Here is a 12,825-nt window from a genome sequence, read left to right as displayed (position 1 = left end):
CGGCGTCCCTCACCTCTCCCCAAGGGGGAGAGGTGGGCCCCAGCCGCACCCGCGTTCCCAAGCTCGACATCCGTTACGGCTTGTTCGGGCGCAGCTCGACGCCGACGCCCTTGTTGACGAAGCGCAGCGTATAGGATTTGCGGAAGTCGAGATCGGCCTTCACGACGCCGGCCTTGACCATCTTGTTGAAGAAGGATGCGTAGCGCTCGTCGCTCATGGCGCCGATGCCGTTCTTCAAGCTGTCGCCGGAATCGACGATGCCGTGCTCCTTCATCTTGGCGACGGAATAGGCCAAGAGATCGTCGGTCATCTCCGGGTTGAGCTGCTTGATCAGGGCATTGCCGGCGGAATTGTCGCGGTAGATGTAGTTGTACCAGCCGATCATGGAGGCATCGACGAAGCGCTGGACCAGGTCAGGCTTCTTCTCGACGATCTCACGGCGGGTCTCGATCAGCGTCGAATAGGTGTTGAAGCCGTAATCGGCGAGCAGCAGCACGTTGGGCTTGAAGCCGGCGGCTTTCTCGACCGCGAAGGGCTCGGAGGTGACGTAACCCTGCATGGCGCTCTTGGGATTGGCGATGAAGGGTTGCGGATTGAAATTATAGGGGCGGACGTTCTTCTCGCTGAAGCCGTATTCGGACTTCAGCCATTGGAAATAGCTGGTCATGCCTTCCTTGGAGACGAACAGCGTCAGCGGCTTGAGGTCCTCGATCTTGGCGACCTTGGCGTCGGGCTGCGTCAGCATCACCTGCGGATCCTTCTGGAACACCGCGGCGATGCTGACGACGGGAACGTTGTTGGCGACGGCGTCGAACGACATCAGCGTGTTCGCGGCCATGAAGAAATCGATCTTGCCGGCGATCAGCAGCATCCGGTTGTTCTCGTTGGGACCGCCGGGGACGATGGTGACGTCGAGGCCATATTTCTTGTAGGTGCCGTCGGCGACCGCCTGGAAGAAGCCGCCATGCTCGGCCTCGGCGACCCAGTTGGTGCCGAAGGTGACCTTGTCCAGCGTTTCGGCGCGCGCCGGCGCAAAGGAGGCGACAGCGGCCAACAAGCCCGCAATTAACGCTCGTCGCAGATGAAAGGGGGGCATGATGGCACTCCGTCGATCGTGGCTGGTTCAAGTGAAGGCAACGCGATAAAACCGCATGACATCAGGGGATGCGAGCCGGCCGGGCCCGCATCCCCTCATACCGCAAATTACGTGACAAATTCGGGCATGGAAACCTCGATGACGCCCTCCCGCGACTGGATCGACATCGACTGGGCTCATGCGAGCCCGGGCGAAGTGTCGCGCTGGATCGCGGTGCTGCCGCTGGCGGCAACCGAGCAGCACGGCCCGCATCTGCCACTGACGACGGACGTGCTGATCGCGGACGCTTACCTGGCACGCGTGCGGCAGCTGTTGCCCGCGACCGTTCCGGCAAGTTTCCTCCCGGTCGAACGGGTGGGGATTTCCACCGAGCATATCGACTATCCGGGCACGCAGACGCTGCCGACCGAGATAGCGCTGAGGAAATGGACCGCGATCGGCGAAGACGTTGCACGCCGCGGCGTGAGGAAGCTCGTCATCGTCACCAGCCATGGCGGCAACAGCGCGGCGATGATGCTGGTCGCGCAGGACCTTCGCGCACATCACAAGCTGTTCGTGGTGACGACGTCGTGGTCGCGGCTCTCAGGCGCCGACAAGCTGTTCCCGACCGATGAGGTGCGCCACGGCATTCACGGCGGCGCCGTCGAGACCTCGATCATGCTGGCGCGCTATCCGAATCAGGTGCGCAAGGATGCGGTCGCCGACTTTCCCGCAAGCAGTATCGCGATCGAGCAGCAATATCGCTGGCTGTCGACGCAGCGGCCGGCGCCGTTCGCCTGGCAGGCGCAGGATCTCAACGCCAGCGGTGCCGTCGGCAACGCGACGCTGGCCCATCCTGAGAAGGGCGAGCAGCTGCTCGACCAGGGTGCGACGGCGTTCTGCGAGCTGTTGGGCGAGGTCGATAACTTCGACGTGAACAGGCTTGCCAAGGGCCCCCTGGGCTAGCCGGTATCTTCCTGGATTCATTCAGGAAAGATCGCGTCTTCGCGCGCACATTTGCGCTCTTCGAACCGGACGCGAGGAGCCTCCGTCCAACTGGGCACGCGGGCCACAACGGACCGCCTCAACCCCGGATGGAGTTTCACATGTCGATCAAGACCAAGATTGCCGCCGCAGCTCTCGCTGCCCTCGCGGTTACCGGCAGCATCGCATCCACCACCACCTCGGCCGAAGCCAAGCAGCCCGGCTGGGTCTGGGGTGTCGGTGCCGGCATCGCCACCGCCGCCGTCGTCGGCTCCGCGATCGCCGCCAGCAACGACCCCTATTATTACGGCTATCACCGCTGCGGCTGGGTCGCGCAGTACAACGCCTTCGGCCAGTACGTCGGCCGCGTTCGCACCTGCTACTGATCCTGCGTACCTGAGGCCGATCTCCACGTGGATCCCGCGTCCGACACGGGCGCCTCATCCACCCCGTGTCGTGCCCCCGACCCCGCCCGGCGTCCCCCCGGGCGGGGTCATCTGTTTTGGGCTCCCAGATTTTGTTGCAGCCGCGTCACACAGCGGTGCGAACTCTCCTCTGCGGCGATGCGCATCAGTTGCTATTGCGAATTAATCGCAATAAGGTTTGTCGCAGGTTCAGGAACTTGGGACGACGTCGGGGCGAATCGAGATCATCTCGGCCGGTCGCCTCGATCGCCAAGGCCTGATGACAGAATCGCCGCGACGCGGCAGGGATATTGCGGCGGGTGGGACACATTCGCGTTTGGGGGCGTGCGTTTTGGCGTTGAGAGGTCACAAACATCGGTGCTTGCGAACGGCCGCGGCGATTGCCACAGGCGTGCTGGCTTTTCCGACTGCCGGCCGCGCGGCCGATCTGCCGCTGAAGGCGCCGGCCTTGAGAGCGGTCTATGACTGGACCGGCCTCTATATCGGCGCGCATGCCGGCTATGGCCGCGGCTCGTCGCACTTTGCGCTGAACGACGGCGCCGCACTCAGCGACAGCGGCGTCTTCAGCGGCATGATCGGCGGCGTGCAGGCTGGCTACAATTACCGGCTCAACTCCGGCTTGCTGGTCGGCGTCGAGGGCGATTTCACATTTCCCAACTACATCACCTCTAACTCGATCGTCTCGTTCCTGGCGACGCCCGCCAACACCGTCACGCAGCAATGGGACTACACTGCGAGCCTGCGCGGGCGCGTCGGCTACACCAGCGGTCCGTGGCTCGTCTATGCCACCGGCGGCTTTGCCTGGATGGGCGAGCGCTATTTCGACGCGCCGGCCTCCGGCGCCGAAATCCCGAAGATCCTCAACACACGTCCCGGCTGGACTGCCGGCGCCGGCGTCGAATACGGTTTCGCGCCGCATTGGAGCGCGCGGCTCGAATATCTCTACAGCCGCTTCGATAGCGCCCACGTCGCCTTCTCCACGGGCGCGCAATACACCTCCTCGTCGCTCGACTTGCAGCAGGTCAGGCTCGGCCTCAACCGCAAGGTCGATTGGCCGGGCATGCCGAGCTATAACCCGAAGAGCTCGCTGATCGACACGGAATCGGATCGCTGGGAGATCCACGGCCAGAGCACCTATCTGCCGCAAGGCTATCCATCGTTCCCCGCGCTCTATACCGGACCGAATTCACTGTCGCCGTCGCGGCAGGCCAAGGCGACGTGGAGTAACAGCCTGTTCCTGAACGCACGGCTGTGGGACGGCGGCGAGGTCTATTACAATCCCGAATTGCTGCAGGGATTTGGACTGAACGACACGGTCGGTGCGGCCGGCTTCCCGAACGGCGAGGCGCAGAAGTCGAACTTCCCCTACCCGCACTACAACACCTCGCGCCTGTTCGTACGCCAGACGTTTGGCTTCGGCGGCGAGCAGGAGGAGCTTGCGAGCAGTCAGTTGCAGCTGGGACAGAAGGTCGACGTGTCGCGCCTCACGATTCAGGCCGGCAAGTTTCCGGTGGTCGACGTGTTCGACGGCAACGCCTACGCCAAGGACACGCGCCGGGATTTCATGAACTGGTCGATCTGGGCGCCCGGCGCCTTCGACTATTCCGCCGACAAGGTCGGCCTCACCTACGGCGTCACCGCCGAACTCAACCAGAAGCAATGGGCGCTGCGCGGCGGCTATTTCCTGATGGTCTCCGAGTCCAACTCCAATCACTTCGACACCAGGGTCGGGGAGCGCGGTCAATATCTGCTCGAGCTCGAGACTCGCTTTTCGCTGCTCGGCCAGCCCGGCAAGCTCAGGACCATCGGCTGGCTCGACAGCGCCAATATGGGCAGCTTCCGCGAAACGCTGAACAATCCCGCGCTCAATCTCGACATCGCGCAGACCCGGCGCGGCCGCCTGAAGTACGGCTATGTGCTCAACCTCGAGCAGGCAATCACCGACGATGTCGGGCTGTTCGGCCGCTGGAGCTGGAACGATGGCAAGTCCGAAACGCTGGCCTTCACCGACATTCATCGCAGCCTGTCCGCGGGATTGTCGATCAAGGGCGCGCGCTGGGGAAGGCCGGACGACGTGATCGGCGTCGGCGGTGCGATCAACGCAATCTCGCAGGATTATCGCGACTTCCTCGCCGCCGGCGGCCTCGGTGTCCTCGTCGGCGACGGCGCGCTGAACTACCGCAAGGAGCGCATCCTCGAAACCTATTACGCCTACGCGGTGAACAAGAGCATCACCCTCACCGCCGACTACCAGCTCATCGTCAACCCCGCCTACAACGCCGACCGCGGACCGGTGTCGGTGTTCTCGGGGCGGCTGCACGGGGAGTTCTGAGCCCGCAGCTCAGAACAGGAGCGCAACACCCGAGACGAACAGCAGCGCCAGCACGATCTTGCGGAACGCGGCCTCGTCGATCCGGCCGAACAGTTTCAGCCCGAGCCACGTTCCGGCGAACAGAAACGGCAGGCCGAGCGCGAACAGCTTCGCCGTGTCTGATGTGAGCGATCCCTTGGCACCGAGCCAGAACGCCGCCATGGCGAACACCACGACGGCGACCGGCTGGAACGTGGCGCGCTGCGCGTCCTTGGGCAGGCCGCGCAAATTGCACCAGATGGTGACGAGGATGCCGGCAAGGCCGGTCAGCCCGCCGAGCAGGCCGTTGACGAAACCGACCGTCACGTCGGCAGCCGGTGGCACGACGGCCGCGAGTTTGAGCTGCGGCCGGAAGAATGCATGGAGGCTATAGGCGATCAGGATTGCACCGACCGCGATGCGGACATTCTTCGGATCGGCCCAGGTCAGCAGCGACACCCCGGCCGGCACACCGATGACTGCACCGACGATGAAGGACCACAGCCGGTGCCAGTCGAGTGCGCTGCGCAGCTTCCAGACCGAATAGCCCTGCACCAGAAGGCCGAAGCCGACGATCAGGCTGGCGCTCTGGAGCGGCGTCAGCACGTAAAGCCACAGCGATGCCGCGACCAGGCCGAAGGCGAAGCCGGAGAGGCCGGCGACGAACGCGCCGGCGAAGGTGGCCAACAGAAAAAGCGGAAGCTCGATTGCGATCCCGTCCATTGCTCGCTCCATGGATAAGCGAGCAGCGCTTGCGTGGGATCACCACTTCACGGGGAGGCTGCGACATCCCCCGGATGCAAGTCTAGGTGAAGCGCGTTCCTGGCACAATGACCTTGTTACGCCGCGCGGATCGCATCGAGGAATTTTCCGACCTCGGTCTTGAGACGGCTGCTTTCGCCCGAAAGCGACCTTGCCGATGCGAGCACGTTGGAGGAGGCCGATCCGGTCTGGCTGGCGCCGCGCTGCACGTCGACGATGCTGGCGGAGACCTGCTGGGTGCCGCGCGCGGCCTGCTGCACGTTGCGTGAGATCTCGCGCGTCGCCGCGCCCTGCTCCTCGACCGCCGCGGCGATGGCCGACGCGATCTCGGACATGCGGGAGATGGTGTCGCCGATCGCCTTGATCGCGCCGACGGAATCTTCGGTCGCGGCCTGAATCCCTGCGATCTGCTGGCTGATCTCGCCGGTGGCCTTGGCGGTCTGCTCGGCCAGCGCCTTGACCTCGGAGGCGACGACAGCGAAGCCGCGACCGGCCTCGCCGGCGCGCGCCGCCTCGATGGTGGCATTGAGCGCCAGAAGATTGGTCTGGCCCGCGATCTGGCTGATGAGCTCGACGACGTCGCCGATCCGGCCCGCGGCCCTGGCGAGCTCGCCGACATGCTCGTTGGTCCGCCCGGCCTGCTGCACCGCCTCGCCGGCGATGCGTGCGGAATCCTGGACCTGGCGGCCGATCTCGTCGACCGACGAGGCCATCTCCTCGGCCGCAGCGGCAACGGTCTGCACGTTGGTGGAGGCCTGCTCGGAGGCCGCGGCGACGGTCGCCGTGACCGTTTCCGATTGCGCGGCCGTGCTCGTCAGCGTTCCCGCGGAGGCTTCCAGTTCCGAGGATGCCGACGAGACGGTGTTGATGACGTCGCCGATCATGGCTTCGAACTCGCGCGCGATCTGATCCATGCGCTGGCTGCGCTTCAGCTTCGCGTCCGCTTCGACCGCGGCGGCCTCGTCGGCGGACTTCTTGGCGAGCAGCGAATCCTTGAAATGTTGGAGCGAGCCGGCGACCTGGCCGATCTCGTCGCTGCGGCCCGTCGCGGGAATCTCGACCTCGTGCTGCCCGGCGGCGAGCGCTCCGATCACATCGGCGATCCGGCCGAGCGGTGTCACCACGCGCCTGCGCAGCATCATGGTCACGCCGCCGAGCGTGCCGAGCAGGGCCAGTACGGCGACGCCGGCGAGCGCGAGCATCGCCAGCGCGCCGTCGCGCGCGGCCGAGGCACGCTCGGCAGCTTCCGCCAGCGCAGCGTCGCGCACGCCGTAGAACATCTGGATGGCCGGCACGATGACCTTCGCCAGCTCGTCGGCGCTGCCACCGTACTTTCCGTCACTCCGGGCTGCAGGAAGCTCCTTGTCCACGGCAATTGCGGCCTGTCCGAAATAGGAATCCGTTGCCGCCTTCAGTGCGGCGGCGATGCGGACGGGATTTCCGAGCTGCTCGAGACCGGCCTCGATGCGCTCGCGGTCGGCCTCCACGCGTCCCTGCATGCGGTCCATCAGCGTCAGTTCGGCCGCGGTGAGCGGGCGCCGCGTGGAGAGCGCCGGGGAGAGGGTGGCGGCGCGGCTACCGGCCGAAACGCGCAGGTCCTGCGCCGTTCGCGCCAGGCTCAACAGCGCCGCAAGCGAGGAATCGGCGTTGATGACCTTCGCCTCGAGCCGGTTCATGACAGGCTCGAGATTGGCGAGGACCTCGGCAACGCCGGGCAGGAAGCCCTTGGTCGCGGCGCTGTCGCGCGCCGCGAGAGGAACGCTCATCGCACGATCGGCCGCGGTCGTGATGTCTTTCAGCCGCCGCGCGGCACGGTCGAGATTCTCGGCAATCGCGCCGCCGTCATCCAGCACCATGACGGCGCGCCTTGCGGCCTCGAAGCCCGCATCGGCAGTTTTTGTCGCCTTCGAGGCAGCTTCGAGCTGCGCCGGCGTTGCGGCGCCTTCCTGGAAAATCGGTCCGATATAGGGAGCGCGAAGGCTGGCGACGTGCTGGCTTGCCAGCAGCGTCGCGCCAAAGGCATCGACCGTCTTGATCGCGTCGGAGCGGTTCGTGAAGATGCGCGTCTGGGGTATCAGCACCTCCGCGCCGAGAATGACTGCAAATACCGTCACCGTCAGCATCGACAGCGCAAAAAGCTTTCCGATCCGCATCCTCAGGTCCTCGACTATTTTTCTGCAATATCGAAAACTAGCCGACGTGCACTAAGGGCTCGTTAAGCAAGGCTCCGTAGTTCCGCGGGGTGGCGTCGCGGCCTGCCTGGAACACGCTATCGGATGGGTTCCCTTCGGGCCGCCGAATGCGCGGAATTGCCAGCACTTCCGCACCGAATACCTATATCAATGGCTTGCGCCGGCACCCGGCCGCACTTGCTTACCTCCGGAACGTCAATGCTCTCGCTCGAACTCGTCATCGTCGTCGTCCTGATCGTCATCAACGGTCTGCTCTCCATGTCCGAGCTCGCCGTGGTGTCGTCGCGTCCAGCGCGGCTGTCGCTGCTCGCCGCCAAGGGCGTGCGCGGCGCCGAGCGGGCGCTGGTGCTGGCGGCCGATCCCGGCAAGTTCCTCTCGACGGTGCAGATCGGCATCACGCTGGTCGGCGTGCTCTCCGGCGCGTTCTCCGGCGCGACGCTCGGGCAGCGGCTGACGCAATGGCTGCTCGAGCTCGGCCTGTCCTCCGGCATTGCCGACATCGTCGGCGTCGGCATCGTGGTCACGCTCATCACCTACGCCACCTTGATCGTCGGCGAGCTGGTGCCGAAGCAGGTGGCGCTACGCGACCCTGAAAGCATCGCAGTGCGGGTCGCGCCGGCGATGCATGCGCTTGCGAAAATATCGCTGCCGCTCGTCTTTCTGCTCGACGTCTCCGGCAAGCTGATCCTCGCCCTGCTCGGCCGCGGCGGCAAGGCCGAGGAGAAGGTCTCGGAGGACGAGATCCATCACCTCGTCAGCGAGGCCGAGAGCGCGGGCGTGCTCGAGCCCGGCGAGAAGGAGATGATCGCCGGCGTGATGCGGCTCGGGGACCGGCCGGTCGGCGCGGTCATGACCCCGCGCACCGAGGTCGACGAGATCGACCTGAACGACGATCCCGCCGCCATCCAGGAGATCATCGCCAAGAGCCCGCATTCGCGCTTTCCGGTCTCCGACGGCGACCGCGACAAGCCGATCGGCGTGCTGCAGGCCAAGGACCTGCTGGTCGCCTATATGAACGAACGCAACCCGGACTTGCGCGCGCTGGTGCGCGAGGCGCCCGGCATCCCGGTGTCGGCGGATGCGCGCGACGTGTTGACCATCCTGAAAGCGGCGCCGGTTCACGTCGGGCTCGTCTATGACGAATACGGTGCCTTCGAAGGCATGGTGACGGCCGCCGACATCCTCTACTCGATCGTCGGTGCCTTTCATTCCGAGGAGGGACCGCCCGAGCCGGCCTTCATCAGGCGCGAGGACGACTCGCTGCTGATCTCCGGCTGGATGCCGGTCGACGAGTTCGGCGAACTGCTCGGCATCGATCTGCCGCCGCATCGCTACAACACGGTCGCGGGCCTCGTGCTGCAACAGTTCAACAAGCTGCCCGATGTCGGCGACACCTTCGATTTCGGCGGCTGGCACATCGAGGTGGTCGATCTCGACGGGCGGCGGATCGACAAGATTTTGGCCAGCCGGCGCGGCGAGCAGGCGGCGGCGTGAGTAACTTCTCTCGTCGTCCCGGACAAGCGCGCCCCAAGCGCGCGCTGATCTACCCTCGGCAACGCTACGCGTTGTCGAGAGCTGCGCTTGTCCGGGACGACAGCTGAATAGGCGGTGAGAGCTCGAGCCAAGCCCCCTACCCGAACCGCACCCCGATGCGCTTTTCCTTGCGCCAGACCACGGTGCAGCGCAGATGCCTGCCGTCGGCCTGGACGAACAGGGTGAAATGATCGGGAATGCCGACCGGGCTGGTGACGTCGAGTGCGGCGCCGGCATCGGAGAGATTGCGAACGGTGCAGTCGATCGCGCCGCCGCCGAACTCGATCGTTCCGGCCTTCAGCACGCGATGTCGGGCTTTGTCGCGTCGTTCGTCCATGGGGCGAATCTACACCCAAAGTTGAACCAGACGTTAAACCCACCCTCCGCTCTCGTCAATTTGACGCCCCCGGCCTACAGCAGCCCCGGGGGGTCGCATCTCACAACGCCGGCTGGAACGTCTCGGCACGCGCCATCTGCCAGGCGTCGCGGAAGCGCGGGTCTTCCGTGCCTTCGAGCAGCTCGCCCGGACGCAGTGCCGGATAGAGCTGCGCGAAGGACTTCACCTGGGTCGTCGACGTCCGTTGGCTGAAATGGATCGGCCGCAGCTGCTGCGGATGTTCGAGCCCGGCCGCGGCGATCAGCTCGGTCAGCGAGTGCAGCGTGGCGTGGTGATAATTGTGCACGCGGTCGATCTTGAGCGGCACGTAGAGCGCTCGCGCCCGTGTCGGGTCCTGCGTCGCCACGCCGGTCGGGCAGCGGTCGGTGTGGCAGCTTAGCGACTGGATGCAGCCGAGTGAGAACATGAAGCCGCGCGCCGAATTGCACCAATCGGCGCCGATCGCCATCGCGCGTGCCATGTCGAAGGCGGTGGCGATCTTGCCGGAGGCGCCGATCTTGATGCGGTCGCGCGCATTGATGCCGACCAGCGCGTTGTGGACGAAATTGACGCCCTCGCGCATCGGCATGCCGAGATGATCCATGAACTCCAGCGGCGCCGCGCCGGTACCGCCCTCATTGCCGTCGATGACGATGAAATCGGGATAGATCCCGGTCTCGATCATCGCCTTGCAGATCGCCAGGAATTCCCAGGGATGGCCGATGCACAGCTTGAAGCCGGCCGGCTTGCCGCCGGACAGGCGCCGCATCTCCGCGACGAACTGCATCATGCCGACCGGCGTCGAGAAGGCGCGGTGCGAGGCCGGTGAAATGCAGTCCTCGCCCATGGCGACGCCTCGGATCTTGGAGATCTCCTCGGAGACCTTGGCCGCCGGCAGCACGCCGCCATGGCCGGGCTTGGCGCCCTGGCTGATCTTGAGCTCGACCATCTTGATCTGGTCGTCGCCGGCGACGCGCGCGAACGCTTCGGGATCGAAGCTGCCGTCGAGATGACGGCAGCCGAAATAGCCGGAGCCGATCTCCCAGATGATGTCGCCGCCCATCTCGCGGTGATAGGGGCTGACGCCGCCCTCGCCGGTATCGTGCGCGAAGCCGCCCTTCCTGGCGCCGGCGTTCAATGCCCGCACCGCATTCGGGCTGAGCGCGCCGAAGCTCATCGCCGAGATGTTGAACACCGAGGCCGAATAGGGCTTTGCGCAATCAGGCCCACCGATCACGACACGGAATTTTTCTTTGGCATGCGCCTTCGGCGAAACCGAGTGATGCATCCACTCGTAACCCTCGCGATAGACGTCCTCCTGGGTGCCGAACGGGCGCTTGTCGAGCTCCATCTTGGCGCGCTGATAGACCACCGCGCGGGTGTCGCGCGAGAACGGCATGCCGTCCTTCTCGCTCTCGAAGAAATACTGCCGCATCTCGGGCCGGATCTCTTCGAGCAGGAAGCGGATATGCGCGGAGATCGGATAGTTGCGCAGCACCGCGTGGCTCTTCTGCAGGAGATCGCGGATGCCGAGCAGCGTCAGCGCGCCGAAGATCAGGATCGGAATCAGCAGGATGTCGAAGATCTTGCGGTCGGCGATACCGATGCCGATCAGGAGCGCGGTGACCACCGCGCAGATCGTCAGCACGATGAAGCGCGGCGAGAAGGGCAGCAGCAGGGTTTCCATGATCCCCTCCTCCGCCAGCGGCAGACGTTTGGGGGATGCATGTGTCTTGTTGTCGTCGGCCACGTTTCCGATCCTCTCGCCAGCAAGGCGTCACGATACGCCCGCGCCTGTCATACGGATATGACGCCGCCCTTGTTTCAGGCTAGCGAATTCGGCTGGCGCAGATCAATCCGCCGAGAGGACAGGCTTTTGCAGTGCAGCAGAGGGGATGTGGATAGGCCCTAGTGCCCACAAAGCGGCGGTCATCCCGGGCAAGCTTAAGCGCAGGCCCGGGATCCATAACCACGGGATTTCGTGGCTGAGAAGGCTGTCACCCCGAGTCGTCGCATAACCACTCCCTGTGGCTATGGGTCGCGGATCGGCGCGCGCTTTGGGCGCGCTGGTCCGGGACGACGGCTGAGTTGAGCGCTATCAGCCCGGGACGACGAGTTGAGTGTGGCGCGCGATCACGCCACATCTTCACCGGCGCTTACCGCTCGACGAACGCCTTCTCGATCACGAAATGGCCGGGCTTATTGCCGCTGCCTTCGACGAAATCGCGGCTCTCGAACATCGCCTTCAGCTCTTCGAGCATCGCCGGGCTGCCGCACATCATGATGCGGTCGGTTGCGATGTCGAGCGGGCCTTGCCCGATGTCGTTGAAGATCTGCCCGGAGTTGATGAGATCGGTGATGCGGCCGCGGTTCCGGAACGGCTCGCGGGTCACGGTCGGATAATAGACGAGCTTGTCCGCAAGCAGCTCGCCGAACAGCTCATCCTCGCGCAGGGTGGCAACCAGCTTCTCGCCATAGGCGAGCTCGGAGACCTGGCGGCAGCCATGCACCAGCACGATGGACTCGAACTGGTCGTAGACCTCGGGGTCCTTGATCAGGCTGGCAAAGGGCGCAAGGCCGGTGCCGGTCGAGAGCAGCATCAGCCGCTTGCCGGGAAGCAGGTTGTCGGTGATCAGCGTGCCGGTCGCCTTGCGGCCGACCAGGATGGTGTCGCCTTCCTTGATCTTCTGCAGGCGCGAGGTCAGCGGACCGTCCTGCACCTTGATCGAGAAGAACTCGAGCTCTTCCTCGTGGTTGGCGCTCGCCATGCTGTAGGCGCGCAGCAGCGGACGGCCATCGACCTCGAGGCCGATCATGGCGAACTGGCCGTTCTGGAACCGGAAGCCGGTATCGCGGGTGGCGCGGAAGCTGAACAGCGTGTCGGTCCAGTGGTGGACGGAAAGAACCTTCTCTCGGTAAAACGCGCTCATGATTTTCGATATTCCGAATAGCTGCGGTTTTAGGGCAAAAGCGTTGCCCGGCCCTGAATCGGGGCGGTCACCATTTGCCATGGCGGAGGATTTCGCGTGTGTGATCTACGCCATTGAGACCAATAATCAACCTCGTTTCGGATGCAATTGATGCCGGTCAAATCGGCATTTGCGGCAGAACTGATCACATCATTAAGA

The 12,825-nt window shown here is 64.9% G+C and carries 10 protein-coding genes; 4 read left to right on the top strand and 6 right to left on the bottom strand.

The annotated features are described in order from the left end of the window. Positions 1-73: 73 nt before the first annotated feature. Positions 74-1,096 (bottom strand): ABC transporter substrate-binding protein, encoded by a 1,023-nt coding sequence (locus tag N2604_RS03850; RefSeq protein ID WP_260373872.1) that lies wholly within the window; start codon positions 1,094-1,096, stop codon positions 74-76. A gap of 138 nt (positions 1,097-1,234) precedes the next feature. Here N2604_RS03850 and N2604_RS03845 point away from each other — a divergent pair, with 138 nt between their 5' ends. From N2604_RS03845 to N2604_RS03835, 3 genes are all read left to right on the top strand, one after another. Further along, the gene (locus tag N2604_RS03845; RefSeq protein ID WP_260373871.1) at positions 1,235-2,041 is read left to right on the top strand and encodes a creatininase family protein; all 807 of its coding nucleotides are present in this window, start codon (positions 1,235-1,237) and stop codon (positions 2,039-2,041) included. 140 nt (positions 2,042-2,181) lie between these two features. Further along, positions 2,182-2,445, top strand: coding sequence for a hypothetical protein (locus N2604_RS03840; protein WP_027573809.1), 264 nt, complete (start codon positions 2,182-2,184; stop codon positions 2,443-2,445). Between the two features lie 400 nt (positions 2,446-2,845). Further along, the gene (locus N2604_RS03835; RefSeq protein WP_260373870.1) at positions 2,846-4,816 is read left to right on the top strand and encodes a carbohydrate porin; all 1,971 of its coding nucleotides are present in this window, start codon (positions 2,846-2,848) and stop codon (positions 4,814-4,816) included. 9 nt (positions 4,817-4,825) lie between these two features. Here the strand turns inward: N2604_RS03835 and N2604_RS03830 are convergent, their stop codons facing one another. Further along, a complete protein-coding gene (locus tag N2604_RS03830) occupies positions 4,826-5,557 on the bottom strand; it encodes a sulfite exporter TauE/SafE family protein (protein WP_260373869.1) in 732 nt (243 codons plus the stop codon). 116 nt (positions 5,558-5,673) lie between these two features. Beyond that, the gene (locus tag N2604_RS03825) at positions 5,674-7,749 is read right to left on the bottom strand and encodes a methyl-accepting chemotaxis protein (protein WP_260373868.1); all 2,076 of its coding nucleotides are present in this window, start codon (positions 7,747-7,749) and stop codon (positions 5,674-5,676) included. A 237-nt stretch (positions 7,750-7,986) separates the two neighbouring features. On the opposite strand from N2604_RS03825, the gene N2604_RS03820 reads away from it, so the two are divergent. Beyond that, positions 7,987-9,282, top strand: a complete 1,296-nt coding sequence (locus tag N2604_RS03820; RefSeq protein ID WP_260373867.1) for a hemolysin family protein — start codon at positions 7,987-7,989, stop codon at positions 9,280-9,282. Between the two features lie 136 nt (positions 9,283-9,418). Here N2604_RS03820 and N2604_RS03815 read toward each other — a convergent pair whose 3' ends face one another. The 3 genes from N2604_RS03815 to N2604_RS03805 all read right to left on the bottom strand — a co-directional run bounded on the left by N2604_RS03815 (position 9,419) and on the right by N2604_RS03805 (position 12,627). Next, positions 9,419-9,658, bottom strand: coding sequence for a PilZ domain-containing protein (locus tag N2604_RS03815; protein WP_260373866.1), 240 nt, complete (start codon positions 9,656-9,658; stop codon positions 9,419-9,421). 100 nt (positions 9,659-9,758) lie between these two features. Next, complete coding sequence (locus tag N2604_RS03810; RefSeq protein WP_409241675.1) at positions 9,759-11,447, bottom strand: FMN-binding glutamate synthase family protein; 1,689 nt, start codon at positions 11,445-11,447, stop codon at positions 9,759-9,761. A gap of 406 nt (positions 11,448-11,853) precedes the next feature. Next, a complete protein-coding gene (locus tag N2604_RS03805) occupies positions 11,854-12,627 on the bottom strand; it encodes a ferredoxin--NADP reductase (protein WP_260373865.1) in 774 nt (257 codons plus the stop codon). Positions 12,628-12,825 lie beyond the last annotated feature (198 nt).

The sequence above is a fragment of the Bradyrhizobium sp. CB1015 genome (assembly GCF_025200925.1).
Classification (GTDB): Bacteria; Pseudomonadota; Alphaproteobacteria; order Rhizobiales; family Xanthobacteraceae; genus Bradyrhizobium.
Note: the sequence above shows the minus strand (reverse complement) of the source record. Positions and strands in the feature narration are given on the sequence as shown.